Annotated in this window: 23 protein-coding genes; 8 read left to right on the top strand and 15 right to left on the bottom strand. The window is 67.6% G+C overall.

Features of this window, described 5'->3' with window-relative positions; translation table 11 throughout:
* Nucleotides 1-42: 42 nt before the first annotated feature.
* Entirely contained in the window at nucleotides 43-204 is a 162-nt protein-coding gene (locus LDL21_RS08010) for a hypothetical protein (protein ID WP_181697287.1), read from the bottom strand.
* Between the two features lie 353 nt (nucleotides 205-557).
* On the opposite strand from LDL21_RS08010, the gene LDL21_RS08015 reads away from it, so the two are divergent.
* Nucleotides 558-2,111 carry an acyl-CoA carboxylase subunit beta gene (locus LDL21_RS08015; RefSeq protein WP_181697288.1) on the top strand — a complete coding sequence of 518 codons (1,554 nt, stop codon included), beginning with the start codon at nucleotides 558-560 and terminating at the stop codon, nucleotides 2,109-2,111.
* Nucleotides 2,112-2,165: 54 nt separating this feature from the next.
* On the opposite strand, the gene LDL21_RS08020 is transcribed toward LDL21_RS08015, so the two are convergent.
* A complete protein-coding gene (locus tag LDL21_RS08020) occupies nucleotides 2,166-2,537 on the bottom strand; it encodes an STAS domain-containing protein (RefSeq protein ID WP_067488991.1) in 372 nt (123 codons plus the stop codon).
* A gap of 195 nt (nucleotides 2,538-2,732) precedes the next feature.
* On the opposite strand from LDL21_RS08020, the gene LDL21_RS08025 reads away from it, so the two are divergent.
* Entirely contained in the window at nucleotides 2,733-3,146 is a 414-nt protein-coding gene (locus LDL21_RS08025) for an ATP-binding protein (protein ID WP_225280314.1), read from the top strand.
* 6 nt (nucleotides 3,147-3,152) lie between these two features.
* Here LDL21_RS08025 and LDL21_RS08030 read toward each other — a convergent pair whose 3' ends face one another.
* From LDL21_RS08030 to LDL21_RS08050, 5 genes are all read right to left on the bottom strand, one after another.
* Nucleotides 3,153-3,596 carry a response regulator gene (locus LDL21_RS08030; RefSeq protein WP_181697291.1) on the bottom strand — a complete coding sequence of 148 codons (444 nt, stop codon included), beginning with the start codon at nucleotides 3,594-3,596 and terminating at the stop codon, nucleotides 3,153-3,155.
* On the bottom strand, nucleotides 3,593-5,188 hold the full coding sequence (locus LDL21_RS08035; protein WP_308017118.1) for a sensor histidine kinase: 1,596 nt from the start codon (nucleotides 5,186-5,188) through the stop codon (nucleotides 3,593-3,595). The genes LDL21_RS08030 and LDL21_RS08035 overlap by 4 nt, the downstream gene beginning before the upstream one ends.
* Nucleotides 5,185-6,420, bottom strand: a complete 1,236-nt coding sequence (locus LDL21_RS08040) for a PP2C family protein-serine/threonine phosphatase (protein WP_372462155.1) — start codon at nucleotides 6,418-6,420, stop codon at nucleotides 5,185-5,187. The genes LDL21_RS08035 and LDL21_RS08040 overlap by 4 nt, the downstream gene beginning before the upstream one ends.
* A gap of 233 nt (nucleotides 6,421-6,653) precedes the next feature.
* On the bottom strand, nucleotides 6,654-7,574 hold the full coding sequence (locus LDL21_RS08045) for a LysR family transcriptional regulator (protein ID WP_225279455.1): 921 nt from the start codon (nucleotides 7,572-7,574) through the stop codon (nucleotides 6,654-6,656).
* Nucleotides 7,575-7,608: 34 nt separating this feature from the next.
* Nucleotides 7,609-8,931 carry a PE-PPE domain-containing protein gene (locus LDL21_RS08050; protein WP_225279456.1) on the bottom strand — a complete coding sequence of 441 codons (1,323 nt, stop codon included), beginning with the start codon at nucleotides 8,929-8,931 and terminating at the stop codon, nucleotides 7,609-7,611.
* A gap of 297 nt (nucleotides 8,932-9,228) precedes the next feature.
* On the opposite strand from LDL21_RS08050, the gene LDL21_RS08055 reads away from it, so the two are divergent.
* Nucleotides 9,229-9,993, top strand: a complete 765-nt coding sequence (locus LDL21_RS08055; RefSeq protein WP_225279457.1) for an ankyrin repeat domain-containing protein — start codon at nucleotides 9,229-9,231, stop codon at nucleotides 9,991-9,993.
* Nucleotides 9,994-10,038: 45 nt separating this feature from the next.
* Nucleotides 10,039-10,278: a hypothetical protein gene (locus LDL21_RS08060; RefSeq protein ID WP_225279458.1), complete on the top strand. Its 240-nt coding sequence runs from the start codon at nucleotides 10,039-10,041 to the stop codon at nucleotides 10,276-10,278.
* A 2-nt stretch (nucleotides 10,279-10,280) separates the two neighbouring features.
* Here the strand turns inward: LDL21_RS08060 and LDL21_RS08065 are convergent, their stop codons facing one another.
* Entirely contained in the window at nucleotides 10,281-10,637 is a 357-nt protein-coding gene (locus LDL21_RS08065; RefSeq protein WP_225279459.1) for an Rv0313 family protein, read from the bottom strand.
* Between the two features lie 107 nt (nucleotides 10,638-10,744).
* Here LDL21_RS08065 and LDL21_RS08070 point away from each other — a divergent pair, with 107 nt between their 5' ends.
* Nucleotides 10,745-11,431 (top strand): ZIP family metal transporter, encoded by a 687-nt coding sequence (locus LDL21_RS08070; protein ID WP_181697298.1) that lies wholly within the window; start codon nucleotides 10,745-10,747, stop codon nucleotides 11,429-11,431.
* Between the two features lie 4 nt (nucleotides 11,432-11,435).
* On the opposite strand, the gene LDL21_RS08075 is transcribed toward LDL21_RS08070, so the two are convergent.
* Both LDL21_RS08075 and LDL21_RS08080 read right to left on the bottom strand, forming a co-directional pair.
* On the bottom strand, nucleotides 11,436-13,484 hold the full coding sequence (locus LDL21_RS08075; RefSeq protein ID WP_372462156.1) for a heavy metal translocating P-type ATPase: 2,049 nt from the start codon (nucleotides 13,482-13,484) through the stop codon (nucleotides 11,436-11,438).
* A gap of 89 nt (nucleotides 13,485-13,573) precedes the next feature.
* Nucleotides 13,574-13,897, bottom strand: a complete 324-nt coding sequence (locus LDL21_RS08080; RefSeq protein ID WP_225279460.1) for a hypothetical protein — start codon at nucleotides 13,895-13,897, stop codon at nucleotides 13,574-13,576.
* Between the two features lie 147 nt (nucleotides 13,898-14,044).
* On the opposite strand from LDL21_RS08080, the gene LDL21_RS08085 reads away from it, so the two are divergent.
* On the top strand, nucleotides 14,045-14,728 hold the full coding sequence (locus LDL21_RS08085; RefSeq protein ID WP_225280318.1) for an LmeA family phospholipid-binding protein: 684 nt from the start codon (nucleotides 14,045-14,047) through the stop codon (nucleotides 14,726-14,728).
* On the opposite strand, the gene rph is transcribed toward LDL21_RS08085, so the two are convergent.
* From rph to LDL21_RS08110, 5 genes are all read right to left on the bottom strand, one after another.
* Nucleotides 14,725-17,310 (bottom strand): rifamycin-inactivating phosphotransferase, encoded by a 2,586-nt coding sequence (rph, locus tag LDL21_RS08090; protein WP_225279461.1) that lies wholly within the window; start codon nucleotides 17,308-17,310, stop codon nucleotides 14,725-14,727. The two genes, LDL21_RS08085 and rph, sit on opposite strands and share 4 nt — an antisense overlap.
* Before the next feature lie 156 nt (nucleotides 17,311-17,466).
* Nucleotides 17,467-18,030 (bottom strand): ABC transporter permease, encoded by a 564-nt coding sequence (locus LDL21_RS08095; protein WP_181697302.1) that lies wholly within the window; start codon nucleotides 18,028-18,030, stop codon nucleotides 17,467-17,469.
* Nucleotides 18,031-18,059: 29 nt separating this feature from the next.
* Entirely contained in the window at nucleotides 18,060-19,094 is a 1,035-nt protein-coding gene (locus LDL21_RS08100) for a medium chain dehydrogenase/reductase family protein (protein WP_225279462.1), read from the bottom strand.
* A 72-nt stretch (nucleotides 19,095-19,166) separates the two neighbouring features.
* Complete coding sequence (locus tag LDL21_RS08105) at nucleotides 19,167-19,736, bottom strand: TetR/AcrR family transcriptional regulator (RefSeq protein ID WP_225279463.1); 570 nt, start codon at nucleotides 19,734-19,736, stop codon at nucleotides 19,167-19,169.
* A gap of 94 nt (nucleotides 19,737-19,830) precedes the next feature.
* Nucleotides 19,831-20,343, bottom strand: a complete 513-nt coding sequence (locus tag LDL21_RS08110; protein ID WP_225279464.1) for an ArsI/CadI family heavy metal resistance metalloenzyme — start codon at nucleotides 20,341-20,343, stop codon at nucleotides 19,831-19,833.
* A gap of 99 nt (nucleotides 20,344-20,442) precedes the next feature.
* On the opposite strand from LDL21_RS08110, the gene LDL21_RS08115 reads away from it, so the two are divergent.
* Together LDL21_RS08115 and LDL21_RS08120 are read left to right on the top strand one after the other, a co-directional pair.
* The gene (locus tag LDL21_RS08115; protein WP_181697306.1) at nucleotides 20,443-20,802 is read left to right on the top strand and encodes an Rv2640c family ArsR-like transcriptional regulator; all 360 of its coding nucleotides are present in this window, start codon (nucleotides 20,443-20,445) and stop codon (nucleotides 20,800-20,802) included.
* Between the two features lie 148 nt (nucleotides 20,803-20,950).
* On the top strand, nucleotides 20,951-21,622 hold the full coding sequence (locus tag LDL21_RS08120; protein WP_225279465.1) for a cutinase family protein: 672 nt from the start codon (nucleotides 20,951-20,953) through the stop codon (nucleotides 21,620-21,622).
* The last annotated feature ends 6 nt before the right edge of the window (nucleotides 21,623-21,628 follow it).

Below are 21,628 nucleotides of genomic sequence, written 5' to 3' on the forward strand. Positions count from 1 at the left end.
CCGACGCCCGCCCACACCAGCTCACCGCACCGATCTAGCCGGTCAGAGGCACAGGCTCAGCTCGAGCGGGCCCAGCGGGAGGGGCGCGCACACCTCGACCGACCCGGCGACGGGTGCGGCCGCGGCCGCGGTGCCGGTGCTGAGCGCGGCAGCCGAGAGGGCAAGGGCGGCAACGGCAATCGGGCGGGCAATTCTGGAGTTCATACGTACTTCCTCGCGTTCGGTGAACATCCCATGCTCGGGACATCTCGATCAGATCACGACGGCAATCCCGAATTCGTGTGCCTGAGGCGGCTTTTGACGTTTCCATTTGGTTCGCCGCGCCATTCTCGGAGAAATCCACAACAATTCGACGCGGTCGTCATATCGCCTTGCGCCGCGCGATCAGGTATGGACCCGGAGGTTCGGCGCGGACCACAACGAGGTTGTCGGAACCACGGGGGATCGCCACCGATCACTGTGACCTGTCCACATACCGCACACAGGCGTCGTGTGCGCGCGCGATTGGGCCTAGGTTCGCCCGGAGTACTACAGGTGGTTGGAAGGTGGCAGCGAGCGTGGCGACTACGCAGGCGAAGCTCGACGAGTTGGTCAAGATCCTGGCGATCGCCGCGGAACCCGCGGGTGCGGCCGGCGTCGCGAAGCGGGCGAAGAAGGGCGTGCCGAGCGTGCGGGAGCGGCTGAACATGCTGCTCGATCCCGGGACGTTCATCGAGGTGGGCGCCTTGGCGCGCCAGCCCGACCAGCCCGACGCGCTCTACGGCGACGGCCTGGTCACCGGGCGGGGCCTGATCGACGGGAGGCCGGTGGTGGTGATCGCGCACGACCAGACGGTGTACGGCGGATCGGTGGGTGTGGTGTCGGCGCGCAAGTTCATGCGGGCGCTGAAGCTGGCGTTCGATTCCGGCTGCCCCGTGGTGACGATCAACGACTCCGGCGGTGCGCGGATTCAGGACGCGGTGGGGTCGATCGCGTCGTTCGGTGACATCTCCCGGGTACTGGAGAAGCTGTCGGGGTATGTGCCGCAGGTGTCGATCATTCTCGGCAAGTGCGCGGCGGGGTCGGTGTACGGGCCGATCAATACCGATGTGCTGATCGGGACCGAGGATTCGTACATGTTCGTCACCGGGCCGGAGGTGATCAAAGCCGTCAACGGTGAGGACATCAGCGCCGAAGACCTCGGTGGGGCCGCGGTGCAGGCCGAGCGTGGCACGCTGCATCACGTGGCGAAGACCGAGGCGGATGCCTACGCCTGGGCGCGGGCCTACCTCAGCTACATGCCGTCGAGTTGTCTCGAGCAGCCACCGATTGTGAATCCCGGTCTGGAGCCGGAGATCACGGGCTCGGACCGCGAGCTCGACACCATCATTCCCGACTCCGATCGCACCGGCTACGACATGCACGAGATCCTGCTGCGGATTTTCGACGACGGCGAATTCCATGAGATCCGTGCGGCTTTCGCCCCCAACCTGATCACCGGCTTCGCGCGGGTGGACGGGTATCCGGTCGGCGTGATCGCCAATCAGCCGCTCGTGCTCGGTGGTTCGATCGACGCGGCGTGCTCGGACAAATCGACCTACTTCATCCGGCTCTGCGACGCGTTCAATATCCCGCTGGTGTTCGTCGTCGACACACCCGGTGTGCTGCCGGGGCTCGATCAGGAAGCGGCGGGCGTGATCATCCGTGGTGGGCGGGTGCCGAGGGCGATCATCGAGGCCACCGTGCCGATCATCAATCTCGTGGTGCGCAAGTCCTACGGCGGTGCCTACGGGATGATGGCGGCGCGTCAGGTGGGCGCCGACGTGAGTTTCGCGTGGCCGACGGCGCGGATCGCGGTGATCGGCGCCGAGAGCGCGGTCGACCTGATCGGTAAGCGGCAGCTGGCGGCGGTCCCCGAGGAACATCGGGCCGCCGCACGGGAATTCATGATCAACCAGTACAACGAGACGGTCGCCACGCCCTGGATCGCGGCCGAACGCGGCTATATCGATGCCGTCATCGAACCGGCGCGTACCCGGCTCGAGATCCGCCACGCACTCCGCCTGTTGCGCGACAAACCGCCGGTGGCACGGGAGTTCAACCCGCGCAAGCACTCGGTGTATCCGATGTGAGTGCCGCGGTGCCCGGATCTCATACGACCGATCCGGGCACCGCTCGGCGTGCGCTTACAGCGCGGAGGGTGCCCCGTCGGTGGCGGCGACGGCCGCTTCGAGGGTGCTGTACACGGCGAGGAGCTTGTCCAGGCCGGTCAGTTCGATGGGGCGGGCGACCTCACGGGACGCGACCACCCGCAGCTGGCCCGGTGCCGCTTTCGACACGACGAGCAGTGCGCTGAGTCCGGCCGACCCGAGGAAACCCACCTGGGTCATGTCGACGACGAGCGTGTTTCCACCCTGCTGTGCCTTTTCCAGCGCGGCCTGCAACTGGGGCGCCGATGCCATGTCGACTTCGCCGCGAACGGTGAGGATTTCGAATCCGTCTTCGGCGCGTACCTGCACATCGAGGTCGGGGATTCCGTTCTGGTCGCGATTCGCCACTTTCCACCTCTTGCCTCGGTGCCGCCGGGTCGGCGAACACATCTTACTCAACTTACCCGATGAAATAGGACCTTACAGAAGAGGTCTCACGTCTCCGCGCTACCCTCGCGGGACGTATGCATCACACTTGCGCCCTGCTTAGCAGTGGATCGGATGGGGTAAATGCCAGAAGCGAGACCGACAGCACACCGCTCGGTGCCGAGGCGCCCGTCTGGTCAGGAGAACACCCTGAAACCTTTCTATCTGGAATTTTCTGCGACGGCTGATCGTTTGGTCGAGGTCCGTCGTGCGCTGCGTACCTGGCTGAGCGACATTCCGGTGCGGCAAACACTGGTCGACGATGTGATCCTGGCCGCGGGTGAGGCGTGTACCAATGCTGTGGAGCACGGTCATCGCGGTGATGGTGGACCGGTCGAAATCGGCGCATCGGTCACCGACGGTCACATTCGCGTGGTCGTCAGCGACCACGGCAGCTGGCAGCCGAGTGCCTCGGTCGCCGACGAATCGCGCGGCCGGGGGCTGACCATCATGCGCGCGGTGAGCAGCGAATTCGACGTCGAGACAACCGAATCCGGCACTATCGTCACCATGCTCATCGCCTGCTCGTGAAGTCCGTCAGCGCACCCTCGGCAGCCGGACGACCTGCACGAAGAATTCGTCGATCTGCCGGATGGCGGCGATGAACTGGTCGAGGTCGACCGGTTTGGTCACATAGGCATTGGCATGCAACTTGTAACTGCGCAGAATGTCCTCCTCGGCGGCGGATGTGGTCAGCACGACCACCGGAATCGGTGACAACTCGGGGTCGGCCTTGATCTTCTCCAATACCTGTCTGCCGTCGTATCTCGGGAGATTCAGATCGAGCAGGATCAGGTCGGGTGTCGGCGCATCGGCATAGTCGCCGTTACGGTAGAGAAAGTCGAGGGCCTCCTCACCGTCTCTTACCACATGCAGGGTATTGCCGATTTTGTTGTCCTCGAACGCCTCTCTCGTCATCAATTCGTCGCCGGGGTCGTCTTCGACGAGCAGAATATCGATGGGCTGGCCGGGATCGGTCACGCGATAGCCTCTTTCCGGGCGTCGGATGCGGTGGTGGATTCGTCGAGAGCGGGCAGGGTGAAACACAGGCGGGTGCCGTCGTGATAGTCGGTGTCGATCCAGATCCGGCCGCCGTGGAATTCCACGATCTTCTTGCACACGGCCAGCCCGATACCGGTTCCGCTGTAGGCGTCGCGGGAGTGCAGGCGCTGGAAGATGACGAACACCTTGTCCGCGAATTCGGCGTCGACGCCGATGCCGTTGTCGGAGACGCTGAACTGCCAACCCGAGCCGGTGTCCTCCGGTGTGCAGGTGATCCGGATCAGCGGCGTGGATCCCGGGGTGCGGAACTTGATCGCGTTGCCGATGATGTTCTGCCACAGCATGACCAGTAGCGTCGGTTCGCCCTCGACTCGTGGCAGTTGCTCCGGTCGCTCGATCACCGCGCCGGTCTCCTCGATGCTCGACGACAGCGCCGTGAGGCCGGCGTCGAGACTGTGGTCGAGCTCGACGGGCTCGGTGCCGTCGGATACGCGCCCGACTCGCGAGAAGGTGAGCAGATCGTTGATGAGCACCTGCATGCGCTTGGCGCCGTCGACGGCGAAGTCGATGTACTGCTTGCCGCGTTCGTCGAGCTGGTCGCCGTAGCGTTTGTCGAGCAGCTGGCAGAACGAGGCGACCTTGCGCAGCGGCTCCTGCAGGTCGTGGGAGGCGACGTAGGCGAACTGCTCGAGTTCGGTATTGGAACGCCGCAGTTCCTCCGCCTGATCGGCGAGTTCCTGTTTCTGCTGGTGCAGCACCGATTCCTGCACCCGCGAGGAGGCGAGCTCGGCGACGATATGGTCGCGCATGTTCTCCACGGCGGCGCAGACGAGCGCGATGTCGGAGGGGCCGACGGGATCGATGCGGGAGTCGAATTCGCCTGCCGCGACGCGCCGGGAGGACTCCGTGAGATAGCCGAGCGGCCGGACGACGAGGCGACGCACCAGGACGGTGAGCGCCGCTCCCGTCACCAGGAAGGCGACCACGATGCCTGACAGCACCAGGTTACGAGTGGTGCGGGCGGAGTCGAGCCTGCTGTTGTCGCGGTCGACGGCGGCGGTGAGATTGTCGTTCTGGGTGGCGAACCGTGATTGCAACTCGCCGAAATAGGTGATGCCCATGTCTGTTCGGTTCGGTGCACCGCCCTGGGCGATCACCGGCTCGGCATACTCGGTGCGCCACAGGTCGGCGGCGGTCAGCAGTGCGGACAGGTCCGCCTGGAGTTCGGGACGGCCCTCGATCAATTGCTCGAGCCGTTCGACGGCTTTCGCCTCGTCCTGTCTGGCGCTGGTGTATTGCGAGACGAACAGGGGATCACGGGTGAGCACGTAACCCCGGATGCCCGCCTCTTCGTTCACCAGCGCCCCCTGCAGTCGCGCGGCCTCGGCGGCGGCCGGAAGCGTTTGGGCCACCAGCCGGTCGGTGACCCGGTTCGTGTGGGCGATGACCTGGGCGCCTGCCACGGCACCGACGATCACGGCGACGATCATCGAGGCGAAGACGAGCTGGAACCAGCCCTGAGCCGTCATCCGGCTGATCAACCGTTTCCGGTCGGGGGCTGTGGTCGTCACTGCGTAAGCCTTTCGTTGTCGCGCCATCGCACATAGAGGATGGCCACGTCGTCGTCCAGGCCGCCCGCTGTGGCGGCCTGGTCTTCTACTCGTTCGATCAGCGCGTCGACGAATTCGTCCGGGTGTGCGGTGGGCAGGGTGTTGGCGAGCGCGAGCAGGCCGTCCTCGCCCAGTCGCCTGCTGCCGTCGCCGACGTGGCCTTCGAACAGTCCGTCGGTGAACAACATCAGCCCGGCGTTCTCGGCAAGACTCAGTTCGTGCACGGGCCACTGCCCGTGGCCGGGGACGAATCCGAGCGCCGGGCCACCGTCGACCTCCAACCAGCTCGAGACGCCGGCCGCGCGCCGCAGCATTCCCGGATGGCCCGCTCGGCGGACCTGAACCAGCCTGGTCACCGGGTCGAGCCGTAACACGGTCGCCGTCGCGAAGGTCTGCTCGTCGCGGCGTTCGGCCACGAGCAGTTCCTCGAGCAAAGAGAGCTGACGGGCGCCGGTGACGCCGCTGAGAACCAGTGTGCGCCAGGCCAGTCGGAGTGCGACACCCGTTGCGGCGGCGTCGGGGCCGTGACCCGCGACATCACCGATCACCACGTGCACCACGCCGTCGGCGTCCTGCACCGCGTCGTAGAAGTCACCGCCGAGCAGGGAGTGGTCGGCGCCGGGTCGGTACCGGGCGAGCACCTCGACGGCGCGGTCGGCACCGAGCAGGGGAGTGGGCAGCAGACCGCGTTCCAGACGAGCGTTCTCCTGCGCCCGCATCTGGCTGGCCCGCAGGGCGGCGGTCGTGCGCTCGGCGTGCTTACGCTGGATGGCGTAACGCACCGCGCGACCGAACAATTCGGGCTCCACCCGGCCCTTCACGAGGTAGTCCTGCGCTCCTGCGGCCAGGGCGTTGAGCCCGGTCTGCTCCTCGTCGAGCCCGGTCATCACCACGACGGCGATCTGGTCGTCGATCTGGTGCAGTCGCGCCAGTGCCTCGAGCCCGTTGGCGTCGGGCAGGTGCAGATCGAGCAGGACGCAATCGGGGGTGTCGGTGCGCAGCCGTTCGCCCGCCTCGGCCAGGGTGCGCACCCACTCCAGGCGCGGTCCGGCGCCGAGATCGGCCACCAGCTCCTCTACCAGCAGCGCGTCACCCGGGTCGTCCTCGACGAGCAGGATGCGGGCTGCCGGGCCCGGCAGGGCTGCGGCCTCGGTGACCAGGAGATCGGCGGCGGTTGTGTCACTGCGCGGCACGACGACCCGTGGGAATGCCGGTCCTGACACTCGCACGGTTTCGGCGAGTGGGTCTTCTCCCGCAGGTGGACAGCCGAAATCCAGCGGTGTGCACGAATGTCTCCGATCCCGAGCGCCCGCAGCGCAAACTGGCTCCTTCAGCCGCTGGCTGGACCGAAAGAGCTCTGCGATCTTATCCGATCACCGGACCGCTCGACGCCCACCTGATTCGGGGTGCCCGGCCGCTCGGTGAATCACCAGGTCGGCGCCGCCTCGCGAAGGCGGGTGCGGACGAGGGAGACGTGGGGGCGTTCGGTGCGGGTGGAACGGCCGACCAGGTAGGCGGTGTTGATCGGCGGGTCTTCCGGATCGAGAAGCGCGACAACGGTTCCAGCGGCCAAGGCGGACGCACACAGATATCGGGGCAACACGCTGACGCCGCCGCCTGCTGTCACCACGGCGAGGACCGCGCGCAGGTCGGGGACGACGACGGCGGGCCGGCGTTCGAGGCGGCGCCCGAAGACGTGGCGCCAATAGCGGCGCAGGATAGGCAGATCGGCGGCATAGCTCACCAGGGGAACATGGGCCAGTGCGGTGGCGTCGCCGCGTTCGAGACGTCCGGTGTCGATACGAGCGGCGGTCGCCGGGTTCGCGACGAGAACGAATTCCTCATCCGCCAGGGGTTCGGCGAGGACGGCCCGGCCGCGCGGACGGATGGCGGAGATGACCAGATCCAGAGCGCCCGTTCGTAATTCGGCGAGCAGGTCGTCGGCCAGGCCGGTGACCACCTGCAATCGCACGCCCTCGGTGACCAGCGGTGCCAGGGCAGGCAAGGCGAGGGTGGCCAGGATCTCGGCGGGCCCGCCGAGCAGCACGGGTGGTTCGGGCAGCGGGTGACCGGTGGTTGCGCCGGTGACCTCGGCGAGGGCATCGAGCGGGTCCGCGATCCGGGCGGCCAGTTCGTGGGCGGCGGCCGTGGGTGAGACGCCACGGGGAAGTCGGTCGAAAAGTGGCCGGCCCACGGCCTTTTCGAGGATTTGCAGCTGGCTGGTGACGGTGGGCTGGGACAGGCCGACCTGGGCGGCGCCCGCGGTGAGCGAGCCGGAACGGTAGACGGCCAGGAAGGTTCGCAACTGAACCAGGTCGAGACTGCCATCACCGTGCCGATGCTTCATTCGTCCAGTGTATTGGTGGGCGAATAGCGCCTGGTCAGGGCGCGGCTGGAAGAAATTCGCGGATGAGCGACACGACCGGATCGGGTGGGAGCAGATCTTCGATGTTGGCGAGGACCGTCTCCGCCGGCAGGGTGCGGTCGGTGTTGTGGGTGGGGTTCTCGATTTCGGCGGTGGCGTCGGCGATGCCCTGGTCGATGGCGGCGGGGAGATCGGTGGCAAGCGTCGCGGTCTTCTGCGGGTTCAGCGGCTGTTCGAACCGCAACGGGGTCGGCGCGGAGTAGTCGGTGCGGTCGTAACCGGTTTCGACGAGTACGCGCAGGACGGGCTCGGCCAGTGCGGCGGCCGGTTCGGCGAGATCGGTGCGGTTCGTGTGCTTGCCGATGGCGCGCAGCGGATACAGCAGCGGCAGTGCGCCCTGAGGGTTCGGAATGGTGACATATGTTGTGTCGCCGTGGTTTTGGCAGTGCTGTGGAAGCTCGTCGCAGTTCTGTTGCGCGATGAACTCGGACCGGTCCGGGTACCCGTAGATCGCGGCGCCCGCCTTCGGCTCACCTCCCGCGCCGTTGCCCTTGGGCTGCAGGTAGGACGGGTGGATGAGCAGTGTGCCGAGCAGCGCGTTGGCGTCGGCGAGCACATTGAGCGGGTAGGCCGGGAAATCGGAGATGCCGTCGTACTGCATGGCGATGTCGGTGGTCGTGATGCCGGTGTCGGTGGGTGTGGGTGGCCCGAAGGTGATGTCGGCGACCGGTATCCCACCGAACAGGACCGGGCGTTCGATGATTCCGCCGTTGGGCCGGTTCGGATTCGCGATCAGCACGAACGACAACCGCGCTTTGTCCTCGGGCGAGAGCCCGGCCAACGCTGCCTTTTCCGCGCCGGCGACCGTGGAACCCTGCGAGTAGCCGAACACGGTCACGGTACCCGGCGCGCCGAGCTGCCGGCGGGTGAGCTGATCGAGCGTGGCGACCCCACCCGCGACCGAGGTGTCCCATTTCGCGGACGACGCCCTCGGCCCCTTGGACGAGATCACCGGCCACAGCGAGGCGTCGTAGGGGACCGGAACGAAATCGACACCCGGGCAGGCGTTGTCGGTGCAGCCCTGCGCCCCGGCGTCGATGAAGTTCTGGTAGGCGTTGCTCTCGAAATCGTGTGCCACAGACGGGTCGCTGGTCCCCGTGCCCGGCACGATCAGCGCCGACGTCGCCGCCAAAGCCACCGCACACAGACTCTGCACCTCGAGCCAGCCGACGCCGAGCGCCGTCACGAATGCCGCGGAAGCACCGACCCGCGCCGCCGAATGCTTCCGATGCCGACCACGCTTCTTCGGCAGATCGGCAAATCTCGCATTCGGCCACATGAACTACCCCTTCGGTATCAGGGAGAAACCTCGGCAACCGCTGAGCAATTGTGGCAGCCGGGGCCACCGGGGTACAAGCATGTGTCCAGATTGTCTGGACTACCGCTGCGGTTCGGGGTGGTCGGTGGGCGTGAGGGTAACCTTTCCGCTGATGGCTCATATCGCGTCGGTCGACGTAGCGTCGAGCGTAGCCATCGTGGGTGGTCAGGGGCGTGAACTCGACCGGCGAGCCTGTCCACCGGGGCCGGAGCAGGTCGGCTCGCCGATGTATCGGATGCTCGGCAAAGGAGGCGCCACGTGATCACCTCGATCCGCATGGCTGTGCTGGCGCTCGCCGGTACGGCGGTGCTGTCCACCGCCGCGTGCTCGACCGACTCGCCCACCGAGTCCGGGGCGCCGTCGACCACACAGACGACCACCACACCGGCTGCTTCGGGCACGCCCGGCGCGCCGACGTCGGCACCGTCGGATCCCGCGCTCGCCGGACCGCTGCACGAGGCCGCGGCCGCCGACGACGGGGTTCGCGTGCGCGAACTGCTCGATCGCGGCGCACCCCTGGAAGCGCGCGACGACCAAGGCCGCACGCCGCTGGTGACGGCCGTGAAGAACCAGGCCACCGCCGCGGCACGAGTCCTGATCGACGCGGGTGCCGACGTCGACGCCAAGGACGACATGCAGGATTCGGCCTACCTGTACGCGGGTGCCGAAGGCTACGACGAGATCCTGACGATGACGCTCGCCCACGGCGCCGACGTGCGCAGCCTGAACCGATACGGCGGCACCGCGCTGATCCCGGCCGCCGAGCACGGATTCGTCTCGACCGTGCGGATCCTGATCGAGGCGGGGGTCGACGTCGACCACGTGAACACGCCCCGCTGGACGGCCCTGCAGGAAGCCGTGATCTACGGCGACGGCTCCCAGAAATACCAGGACACGGTCACCGCTCTCCTCGATGCGGGGGCCGACCCGAACATCCGCGACGCCGAGGGCCGCACGGTGCTCGAGAACGCGGAGCGGCTCGGCCAGACCGCCATCGTCGAGATCCTGCGCAACCATTCCTGACCTGGTGCACCAGGTAGCACTTTCCACCACGAGAAGGGGCTCACGTTGTCGACTCACACTTTCGCCACCGCCGCGGCGGTCGGAGTTCTCACCGTCCTGCTGACAGGCGGTGCGGCCGGCGCCGATCCTGTCCAACCCGTTCAGCCCCCGGTCGTGTCCGCCCAGGGCGAGGGGACCGTCGTCGAGGAGGAGAAGGACACCGGCGGTAAAGGTGAGAGCAAGGGGAAAGGTAAAGGCAAAGGCAAAGGCAAGGGAAAAGGTAAGGGCGGCAAGGGAACCGAGTAACGTCAGGGCGCGTCGAGCACGCTGACCGGAACCCCGTAGGGCAGAAATCGCACGCGACGATGCTCATCGGTGTTGTCGCGATGCGCCCGCAAAGCCTCGAGCTCACTCGGGAACACCTGATCCACCCGTGCCTGCCCGTCCTCGTCGATGGTGTAGATCGCCCACACCCCGCCTCCGGTATCCCCGGTGGTCTCGGGCTCGGATGCCTGCTGGGGCCCGGTGAACTGCCCGAACAGCGAATTCAGCACCGACTGATCCAGAAATCCTCCTGCCTTCCCGATCAATCCGCGGATCTCATCGCTCGCCCCACGCAGCACCCGTTCGAAATCATCGGCATCGAATGGTCTGTCATCCGCCATAACCAGTCCTCCTCGACAGCATCGGCGCGTTTGTCCCAAGTGTCCTCGCCTAACGCGCCACGCGCCATGAACCCCGTCGGCGGCCACTGTCTCGATAGGCTCTGCGCATGCTGACTGCGCTGCTCTACGGGCTGGGGACCGTGGTTCCGCTGATGATCGGGGTGGCGATCGGGGTGCGGTGGACGCTGCCCCGGCCGGTGCTGGCGACCCTGATGGCGTTCGGGGCGGGAACGATGATCGCGGCGGTATCGGAGGAGTTGTTCGCGCCCGCGTTCCGGCGCGACGGGGCGGTGATCGCGGGAATCGCGCTGTTCGCGGGCGCCGGGATGTATGTGGTCGCCGACCATCTGATCGAGAACAAGCTGGGCGGGGCCGCGATCGGGTGGGCGCTGTTGCTCGGCACGGTGCTCGACGGAATTCCCGAGAACATGGCGCTCGGTGTGTCGTTGGTCGGGGGCGGGGGACTGGTGCTGCTGGTCGCCATCGCGGTGGGCAACGTGCCCGAAGCGGTGAGCGCGGTCGCGTTCCTGCGTGACCAGCACGGATTCTCACCGGGCCGCACGTTCGGCCTGTGGGCGGTCACCTCGGCCGTCCTCGTCGGGGTCACCGTGCTCGGCAACGCGCTGGCCGACACCATCTCCGGCACCGCCATCAGCGCGGTGCAGGCGTTCGCGGGCGGTGCGACGATCGCGATGCTCGCCGATTCCCTTGTGCCGGAGGCCTATCGGGAGGGCGGCTGGTGGGTCGGAATGGCGACAGCGGCCGGATTCTTCGTCGCCTTCGCCATCGGATGAGTGCTCACTCCCGCACCACGGTGGCCGGGTCGAGGTCGATGCGCCGCAACAGCTGAGCGTTCAGCGCGACCACGATCGTGGAGGCCGACATGAGCAGCGCCCCGACCTCCATCGGCATGGTGATGCCCCACGGCGCGAGCACACCGGCGGCCAGCGGCACGGCGATGATGTTGTACCCCGCCGCCCACACCAGATTCTGGATCATCTTGCGGTAGGTGGCCTGCGACAGCTCGATCACCGAGACCACCGCGCGCGGGTCGTCGGAGGCCAGGACCACACCCGCGGAGGCGATGGCCACGTCGGTGCCCGCGCCGATCGCGATACCGACATCTGCCTGCGCGAGGGCGGGCGCGTCGTTGACACCGTCACCGACCATGGCCACGGTGTGGCCGGCTTCCTGCAGCGAACGCACTTTGTCGCCCTTGTCCTTCGGCAGGACCCCGGCGAAGACCTGGTCGATATCGAGCTGCTCGGCGACAGCGCGCGCCACCGGTTCGGCATCACCGGTGATCATGGCGACGTGGATGCCCCGGCGATGCAGCGCCTGGATCGCCTGCGCGGATTCGGGGCGCACCTCGTCGGCCAGGGCGAGCGCACCGATCAGCTCGCCGTCGCGCAGTACGTGCAGCACCGTTGACCCCTGCGCGGACCAGCGGGCGGCGGTCTCGGCGGGCTCGAGGTGGTGGCGGTGCAGCAGGGCGGGACCGCCGACCTCGATCGTCGAACCGTCGACCGTCGCACGCACACCCACACCGTTGTGGGCGGTGAACTCCGTAGCGGTTGGCACGTGGATGCCGCGTTCGGTCGCGGTGTCGACGATGGCGCGTCCGAGTGGATGCTCACTCTCGGATTCGGCGGCCGCGGCCAGGGCGAGAACTTCGTCGTCCGCGAGACCCGACCGGGTGGCGGTGGTACCGACGACGGCAGGCGCGCCACGCGTGAGGGTGCCGGTCTTGTCGAACAGGATCGCATCGACGGTGCGCATCGCTTCGAGCGCACGGCGATCGGTGATGAGCACGCCGGCTTTCGCGGCGCGTTCGGTGGCGATCGACACCACGAGCGGAATCGCCAGGCCGAGGGCGTGCGGGCACGCGATGACCAGCACGGTGATGGTCCGGGTGACGGCATCCTCGGGCCGGCCGAGGGCGAGCCAGACGACGGCCGTGATCGCGGCAGACCCGGCGGCGAACCAGAACAGCCAGCCCGCCGCCCGGTCGGCGAGTACCTGGGCGCGTGAGGAGGAATTCTGGGCTTCGGCGACCAGCCGCTGGATGCCGGCGAGGGCGGTATCGGCACCGACGGCGGTGACACGGACCCGCAGTGCCGAATCGGTGGTGACCGTACCCGCGACGACCTTGTCGCCCGGTGCACGGCGCACGGGCCGGGATTCGCCGGTGATCATGGACTCGTCGACATCGGCGCTGCCCGACTCGACGAGCCCGTCGGCGGGCACCCGACTGCCCGGTCGCACGACGACGCGGTCACCGGTGCGCAGTTCATCGACCCGGACGGTGTCGGTCGACCCGTCGTCGGCGACGCGTTCGGCCTCGTCGGGCAGCAGTGCCGCCAGCGATTCCAGCGCGCTCGAGGCCTGACCGAGCGAGCGCATCTCGATCCAGTGACCGAGCAGCATGATCACGATCAGCAGCGCCAGTTCCCACCAGTAGTCGAGCTCGTGGTGCAGCACGCCGAGCGTCGAGCCCCAGGACGCGAGGAAGGCCACGGTGATGGCCAGCGAGATCAGCAGCATCATGGCGGGTTTGCGCGCCCGGATCTCGTCGACGGCGCCGGTGAGGAACGGCCGACCGCCCCAGAAATACATGACGGTGCCGAGCACCGGCGACACCCACCGCAACCCCCTCGGCACGGTGTAACCGACGAGTTCGGCGAACATCATGTCGGCGGCGACCACCGGCACGGCCAAGGCCAGCATCACCCAGAACAACCGCCGGAACATGGCCACGTGGTCGCCGTGATGATGCCCCGAAGACATGTCGTGGTGCTCGTCGTGGATCGTGTCCGAACCGCTGCCCATCTGGTGGTCGTCGGCCATGACGCCGACGCTACCCCCGAGCGTCGCGCGGGCCGCACAGGAAAACGCCCCCGACCTGACCCAGGCCGGAGGCGTCGAGCGCGGCTCGGCTAGTGACCGCGTTGATCGGTGAGATTCAGGCCTTCCTTGGACTTCACGCGTCGGTGTTCCAGCAGCAACCAGGCGACACCGGCGACGGCCAGCGTCGCGGCGGCCACGGCGGCGATGGCACCCCAGCCCGCGAAGCCGTAGCCGGCGGCCGTCAGGCACAGGCCGAGAGCGATAACGGCCATCGCGCACAGGATGATGCCGGGGAAGTTGTACCCGTCCTCCAGGCCTTCACCGGCGTGGCTGCGGGTGGTTCGGGCGTGGTCGGGGAATTCGCGCCCGGTGCGGCGCGACATGGGGGAACGTTGGTGGGCGGGGTACGCCATGGTCGATCCTTCCCTCCGATGGACTGCGTGTGGACGGCAATACCCACTGTGTCGCGGTCCAATCGGGCCGGACGAACCGGCGCCCGCGCCGTAGCATGGGCGACCACTGCCCACACGGGTGCGGCGAAGGGATTGAGCGTGCGCACGATGCTGACCTTGCTGATCGTGGCGGCCATCGCGCTGGTCGTCGGCGACCGGGTCGCGCTCGCGTTGGCACAGAACGCGATCGGACGCCAGATCGCCGCCGAATACCAGCTCACGCGACAGCCCGATGTCGACATCCCCGGTTTCCCGTTCCTCACCCAGGCGCTCGACGGCCGGTACCCGATCATCGACATCGGGGTAGGCGACTGGACGGGCAACGACATCACCGTGCGCGATCTCGATGTCTCCCTGCGCGATGTGTCCGCACCGCTGGGTGATGTGCTCGGCAACCGGACCTCGAACCTGGTGGCGTCCACGGCGACGGCGACGGCTGTCGTTCCCTACGACGTCGTGCGAGGGTTCGCTCCCGACGATGTGGACTCCATCGAATTCGGATCGGACGGTTTGAGCGCGGCGGGCCGGTTCCCGGTGGCCGGGATCATGGTGCCCGCCACGGTCATCGTCACCGTCGCACCGACCACCGACGGCATCGAGGTGACGCCCGTGTCCGTGCGCCACGCGGCAGGGGGTCCGACGATTTCCCTCGGGCTGATCCAGCGGAGCCTGACCTTCGTCGTTCCCTTGCACAGCCTGCCGCTCGGGGCACGCATCACCGCGATCACCCCGGCCGCCGACGGTCTGCACGTCACCGCGGCGGCCGAGAATGTGCGTCTCGCCGACGGCTAGGTCAGGATCTCGACATAGCCGTCGGCGCCGTTCACCCGGATGCGCTGCCCGTCGCGGATCAGGTCGGTCGCGTGTTCCACACCGACGACGGCGGGCAGCCCGTACTCGCGGGCGATGACCGCGCCGTGGGTCATCAGGCCGCCCACTTCGGTGACCAGACCGGCGATGCCGACGAACAGCGGTGTCCAGCTGGGGTCGGTGTAGGCGGTGACGAGAATGTCGCCCGCTTCCAGATCGGCCTGACCGATGTCGAGGACCACCCGGGCCCGACCTTCGATCGTTCCCGCCGAGACCGCCATGCCCGGCAGGGCGCCCTCGGGCAGGTCTTCGCGTCGATAGGCGCCGGTCACCGCCTCACCGTCGGACGTGAGAACCCTTGGCGCACTGAGTGTCCGGAAGGTATCGAACGCGTCTCTGCGCTGGGCGACGAGGTCCTGGTCCGCATGCTGGACGCGCACCACCTCACGCAATTCGTCGAATCGCAGGAAGTAGATGTCGTCGGGTTCCTGGAGTACACCGGCCGCCACGAGTCGCTCGGCCTCACGCAGCAGAGCCTGCTTGTAGACGAAATAGCGGCTGACCATGCCGTACTTCGGGTACTCCCGGTAACCGGCGAAGGTGCGGACCCGGTCGATCATCCGCTCGGTTTCGGCGGCCTTGCTCTCCCCGTCCGGCAGCGCACGCAACTCCCGCAGGATCCGTGCCCGCTGCGCTTCGGCGTCACGCAACCCGTCCTCGAAACGCTCTGTGCCCGCGCCGGTTCCGAAGTTGCGGACATTGCCGAGGATGGTCGGCACGAGAGTGGTCGGGTCCTCGCTCCACCGTGTCCGGGTGATGTCGATTTCGCCGACGCACCGCATGCCGTATCTGTCGAGGAATTCGGTGATCGCGACCCGCGCCGCAGGCCCGCCCGAACGCTGCTCGAGTTCACCGAGGAAATCGTTCGTGCCGTTCTCCTCGACCGCCCGCAGATACTCGATCACCTGCGGATGCGGGCGGATGGCATCGGCGACATCGAGCAACGCCAACCCCATTTCCGAGGTCACATTGCCCGGCACCGACTGGGTGAGCGCATCGGCGGCGTTCTTCTCGCCGAGCCATTCGCCCAGGCGGTCGTTGAGCCATTCGGTCGCCTCCATGGCGGCCGTGATGATCTGCAACCCACGCGGGGAGAACAACACTCGCCGCAATTCCGCGATGTCGGCGTGGATGAAATCGAGCAGGGCCGACCCGGACAGGGGAGCGATCTCGCGTTTCAGCACGGCGAGCGAGGCCTCGCAGTCGGCGACCAGTTCGTCGACCATCGCCGAGTCGGTGTCGATCGGGGCGGGTGCGGGTGGCATCGCCACCGAATCAGTCTGCGGCACAACCGGAACGAAGCCGCGCTCGAGGACAGTGCGCAGTGCGTCGCCCATCAGCGGATCGGACTTCCCGAGCGCCTCGGCCAGCGCGGGACCGCCCGTCGGCGAGGCCAATCGCTCGGTGACATCGACGAACAATCGCCCGCCCGCGTCCCGCATCGCCGCGTGACTGGTGAGCTGCCACAGTGAAATCCCGAGTGGTTTCATGGCGTCGGTCATCATCTGCTGATGACCCACCGACACATACACGCGGTGGGCGTCGTCGGCCGCCTCGGGAATCGGGAACAGGGTGGTGATCGGCCTGCTCTGCACGAGCCGGATCTCGTCGTCGAGACACCACTCGATGTCCTGCGGCGAGCCGAAATGCGCCTCGATGCGCCGACCCAATTCGGCCAGTCGCAGCACCTCGGAATCCGAGAGGACGGGTTCGTTGCGGCGATCCTCGTCGATGTCGCGCACCTCGGTGCCGCCCGAGCCCACCGGTTCGACGGCGATCTTCTTGGTGGCGATGGTCTTGCTGATCTCCCCGTCGCGCACCTTGTACACGTCGGCGTTCACCAGACCGGATACCAGTGCTTCACCGAGACCGAAACCGGCGTCGATGGAGACAACGGTCCGATCCGACGTCACCGGGTCGGCCGTCATCAGAATGCCCGACGCACGCGGAAAGACCATCCGCTGCACCACGACAGCCATCCGGATCATGCTGCTGTCGAACCCGTTTCGCAGGCGGTAGGTCACCGCCCGGTCGGTGAACAGCGACGCCCAGCACCGGCGGACATGATCGAGCACCTCCGCCGCGCCGATCACATTCAGGTATGTGTCCTGCTGGCCGGCGAACGACGCGGTCGGCAGATCCTCGGCCGTGGCGCTGGAACGCACCGCGTACGCGGCGTCGGTGCCGAGCCGGGCATGCGCGGCGACGATCTCGGCCGCCACGTCCTCGGGCACCGGCAATTCCTCGATATCCCCGCGGATCGCCGCACTTGCCGCGGCGATCCCCGCCCGGTCGTCCGGGGAAAGGGCCGCCAGTTCGCCGATCCGTTCCCGGACTGCCGACGCGCCTGCGAGCGCCCGATCGAATGCCTCGGTCGTCACACAGAACCCGTCGGGCACCCGCACCCCCTCGATGCGCGCCAGCTCACCCAGGTTCGCACCCTTGCCCCCGACGATTCCCACCTGTGACCGGTCGATCTGCCCGAACTCGAGAACAACACCCATAAACCCGCTCCTCACCTGCGATTTCAGCAGTACGCGAGCGATTATGGACTACTTTCCGATGTCTCATGAACGGCCGCGATTGTGTATACAGTGAGAAGGGGAAGGGAAACACAGCGAACCGCCGCCGAGCCGGGCTCGACGACGGCGGACGCTGATTCAGGCGGCGACTGCGCGGCGACGAGGTTCGAGCGCGGCCGCGACCAGATAACTGCCACCACCGGCCAGCGCCAGCACCCAGTACGGGCTCGCACCCGTCAGGAACAGCGCCGCCGAGGACGTCAACGCCAGCCACGCACCGAGGGCGTACTGCAGCACGTCACGGTAAGCGGCACCACCGGCGAGGTACAGCAGGCCGACCACCAGACCAGACCCCGTGGGCCACAACAGCATTCGCAAGTTCTCGTCGGCCAGAGCCGAACTCAGTGCCGTGATGACGAAGAACAGTGCTCCGAAACCCACCAGCCACGACGCGGCCAGCAGATTGCCGACCACCGCCTCGGCCCCGGTGGCACCCCGCTTGGCGCGCATCGTGACTACACTGGTCACCACCATCGCGATCAGCAGGCCACCGACCAGCAGTGCGCCCGGCACAACGGCGGGCAGTCGAACAAGCGGCGAATCACCGTGGGACACGGCGTAAGCGCCGTGCCCGAGCAGCCACGCGGCACCGAAACTGAGGTAGGACGGACGGTTGTCGAGCAGAACACGCAGAGCGGACATCGCGATTTCTCCAGGATCAGTTGGGGGATTCAGGACTCGGTGTCGGCGACCAGCACGACTTTGCCGACGACGGTGCGAGATTCGGCGAGCCGCATCGCTCGCCCCGCCTCCGACAGCGGCACGCGCGCACCGACCTGTGCGCGCAGCACACCGCGCGCGGCGAGATCGAAAACGGCCGTCAGATCCTCGGCGATGCGGGCACGGAAACGCGGCAGATCGCGCTTACCCGCCCACAGATTGAAGAAATGCGCATTGCGCTTGTTGGGTAACGCGTTCCACACCAGCAACCGGACCAGCAACCGCAGAACCGGAAGCCGCGAATTGCCCGCGTCGTCCTTGGTCGACGCGGTGCCATAGGACACCAGGGTGCCACCGGGCGCGAGCAGCGCGAACGAATCCGCGATCCCCGGGCCGCCGATGTGGTCGAACACCGCGTCCACGCCGCCGGGTGCCAGCGCCCGGACCTGCTGACCCACATCGCCGCGATAGTCCACCCAGGTGGCGCCGAGCGCACGCAACGCCTCGGCATGACGCGCCGAAGACGTGCCGATGACCTGAATGCCCTCGGCGCGGGCCAGCTGCACCAGCGTCGAGCCGACGCCCCCGTTGGCGCCGTGCACCAGCACAGTCTGTCCGGTGTGCGCTTTCGTGATGCGGAACAACATCTGCCAGGCCGTGATGCCGTTGACGACAAAGGTTTCCGCAGCCTCGGCAGCGAGCCCGTCGGGCACCGCGACGAGATCTGCGGCGTCGAGCAGGGCGTGACTGCTCCACCCGCCGATCTTGGTCAGCGCGGCCACCCGCTTGCCGACCATGTCCGCGTCGACGCCGGCACCGACCGCGAGGACGGTACCGACCAGGTCGTAGCCGGGAACGAAGGGGAAGGACGGCTGGTCGTAGTACTTGCCGCGCCGCATCTGCTGCTCGGCGAACGAGACACCGCTCGCCGCGACGGCGACCACGGCCTGGCCGGGACCGGGGGCGGGCAACGGACGCCGGGTCACGAGCAGTCCTTCGGGCTCCACCCGGTCGGGCAGGACGATTTCGGTGGCGATGACAGACATGATTCTCCTAGTGTGTGACTGGTCAATCACTCGATGGGTCGAAAAAATGCCCCGCAAGGGGGCATCGGTTGGTCAGCCGGCGTCCGGGTGCCGGATGCCCGCGGTGACGATCCTCGCCCACGGGCTGTCGTCGCCGTCGAGGCCGAGAGTGGTGATGAGGTGGCAGAGTTGGCCGAAGGCGATGAATCGCTGGACGTGTTCGTCCGCGGCGCCGGAGCGGTGTTTGGCGAGTTCGGTGATCCGGGCGAGCCCGGCGCGCATCGCCGCGCCGATCTCGGGCACATCGGCCACCGATTGGGCGTGGACCTGCAGCATGAGCAGGCTCCGGTCGCTGATCAGCTGCGCATACGCGCCGCCCATGTCGTAGAGGATCTGCTCGGGGCTGTCGCCGGCGGACTGTGCCGCACCGGTCGACATGGCCGCAGCGATCCGGTCGAAGCATCGCTCGAGCGCGGCGACGAACAGGGCGACCTTGCCGGGGAACAGCTTGAATACGTAGGCCGGTGAGATCTGTGCCGTCGCCGCGACCGTGCTGATCGGGGTGCCGTGGTAGCCGGTGCGGGCGAACTCGACGATCGCGGCATCGACCACGGCATCGCGGCGGATGTCGGATCGGGAGAGTGTTGCTCCGCTCTTGCTCATGTGAGTGACTGTACACTCACTCTTTCGGGAGCGTCAACTCGGAGAAATGTCGAGTTCTGGCCCGGCGCAGCGATTCCCGCGCCGGGCCGACTTGTCAGCTGCAGCAACTCGCGCCCGACGCCACCGCCTTCTGCTTGGCCTCGGTGCCGCAGCAGGCGCCTTCCGTCTCGGCCTCCGCTGCGGTGCCGCAGCATGCGTCGCCCTGCTCCACTTCGACGAGTTGCGGTGCGCTGCCGAAGGTTTCGCTGTCGGCCAGCACGGTGTAGACCTCCCACCGCTCGGCGTCGGGCGCGCTCACCCACACCTTGTCCTGGGTGGCGAAGCAACAGGTCGTCGCGATCTGCTCCTCGGTGAACAACCCCGCCTGCGACAGGCGCGCGATCTCGCCGTGAACCTGCTCGGACGACTCGACCTCCACGCCGAGGTGGTTGAGGCTGCCGCCCTTGCCTGCGTTCTCGATCAGCACCAGCTTGAGCGGCGGGTCGGTGACGGCGAAATTGGCGTAGCCGGGCTTGCGCTTGGCCGGCTCGGTGGCGAACAGGGTCGAGTAGAAACGCACGGCCTGGTCGAGATCGTCGACATTGAGGGCCAGCTGAATTCGGGACATGATCGAACCTCCACTTGTGAGACATATGTCGAAGAACTTGCGAGCTCGAGTGTGCTCACCTTTTCGACATATGTCAATACCGAGCGTAGAGTCGTCGACATGCCCAAGGCGCTACCCGTGATCGATATGTCCGCTCCCGTCTGCTGCGCACCCGTGGCGGCGGCACCGGTCGACGATGCCGCCGCGCTGGAGGTGGCGTTGCGGCTCAAAGCCATCGCCGACCCGGTCCGGGTGAAACTGCTGTCATTGCTGCTCACCACTCCGGCAGGGGAGAGCAATGGTGGTGACCTGGCCGCTGCCGTCGAGCTCAGTGAGTCGACCGTCTCGCATCACCTCGGGCAGTTGCGCAAGGCCGGCCTCGTCGAATCCGAGCGGCGCGGGATGAACACCTTCCATCGGGCGCGCCGCGAGGCGCTGTCGGCGCTGTGCACGGTGCTCGACCCCAACTGCTGCAGCTGAACCGGCGGCCCTGGGAATCGGTGGGCGAACGGCGGCTCTATCGTCGCGTTCGGTGTGAACCGTGCCAAAAGCGCGTGCCGTGCGCCGATCGGCGCCGGTCCGCCCGCATACGCTCTCGGCCATCGACGACCGATGCGAAGGACGAACCGTGATCGAAATCCGCGCCCGCCTGGGCCTGGCACTTTCCGCCGCCGTACTGGCGGGCACCGTCACCGGCGTGGCCGCGCCCGCCGCCGCCCAGGCGGCGGGCTGTGTCGACGTCCACGTCGTCGCAGCCCGCGGAACCAACGAACCCGGTGGGGTGTGGAGCCGGTACAAACTGGGCACCGTGGTCGGCAACCCCGTGTACGCGGCCATCGACGACGCCCTGGCGCGATCGACGAACGCCTATCGGGTGCAGTACCCGGCGAGCCACGAACAGCCCGCGTCCGTGCAGGCGGGCAACCGCGACCTGGTCGATCATGTGGTCGAACGGGCGGCGGCCTGCCCGGATCAGAAGTTCGTGCTCGTCGGCTACTCCCAGGGCGCCAACGTGGTGGACAACTCGATCGGGATCAGCAGCGAGGGCGCCCGGGTCGGCGGGCCGATCGTGGCCACGCTGCCCGCCGAACTGGCGCCGAGGATCGCGGCGATCCTGTTGTTCGGCAACCCTATTCGCGGGGTGGGCCGTGCGGTCACCGGCGTGTACGCCGACCGCACCTACGACGTGTGCAACGACAACGACCCGGTGTGCGACCCACAGGGCACGGACTGGAACGTCCACCTGCAGTACAAGCGGTACGCCGGCGAGGCCGCGGCCTTCGTCGCCGCCCGGGTCTGACCCATC

The sequence above is a fragment of the Nocardia rosealba genome, from assembly GCF_020216065.1.
GTDB classification, from domain to species: Bacteria; Actinomycetota; Actinomycetes; order Mycobacteriales; family Mycobacteriaceae; genus Nocardia; species Nocardia rosealba.

Coding starts and splice junctions, on each gene's coding strand:
- LDL21_RS08010 (WP_181697287.1), bottom strand. CDS start 204: ATGAACTCCAGAATTGCCCGCCCGATTGCCGTTGCCGCCCTTGCCCTC.
- LDL21_RS08045 (WP_225279455.1), bottom strand. CDS start 7,574: ATGAAGCATCGGCACGGTGATGGCAGTCTCGACCTGGTTCAGTTGCGA.
- LDL21_RS08050 (WP_225279456.1), bottom strand. CDS start 8,931: ATGTGGCCGAATGCGAGATTTGCCGATCTGCCGAAGAAGCGTGGTCGG.
- LDL21_RS08065 (WP_225279459.1), bottom strand. CDS start 10,637: ATGGCGGATGACAGACCATTCGATGCCGATGATTTCGAACGGGTGCTG.
- LDL21_RS08070 (WP_181697298.1), top strand. CDS start 10,745: ATGCTGACTGCGCTGCTCTACGGGCTGGGGACCGTGGTTCCGCTGATG.
- LDL21_RS08075 (WP_372462156.1), bottom strand. CDS start 13,484: ATGGCCGACGACCACCAGATGGGCAGCGGTTCGGACACGATCCACGAC.
- LDL21_RS08080 (WP_225279460.1), bottom strand. CDS start 13,897: ATGGCGTACCCCGCCCACCAACGTTCCCCCATGTCGCGCCGCACCGGG.
- LDL21_RS08085 (WP_225280318.1), top strand. CDS start 14,045: ATGCTGACCTTGCTGATCGTGGCGGCCATCGCGCTGGTCGTCGGCGAC.
- rph (WP_225279461.1), bottom strand. CDS start 17,310: ATGGGTGTTGTTCTCGAGTTCGGGCAGATCGACCGGTCACAGGTGGGA.
- LDL21_RS08095 (WP_181697302.1), bottom strand. CDS start 18,030: ATGTCCGCTCTGCGTGTTCTGCTCGACAACCGTCCGTCCTACCTCAGT.
- LDL21_RS08100 (WP_225279462.1), bottom strand. CDS start 19,094: ATGTCTGTCATCGCCACCGAAATCGTCCTGCCCGACCGGGTGGAGCCC.
- LDL21_RS08105 (WP_225279463.1), bottom strand. CDS start 19,736: ATGAGCAAGAGCGGAGCAACACTCTCCCGATCCGACATCCGCCGCGAT.
- LDL21_RS08110 (WP_225279464.1), bottom strand. CDS start 20,343: ATGTCCCGAATTCAGCTGGCCCTCAATGTCGACGATCTCGACCAGGCC.
- LDL21_RS08115 (WP_181697306.1), top strand. CDS start 20,443: ATGCCCAAGGCGCTACCCGTGATCGATATGTCCGCTCCCGTCTGCTGC.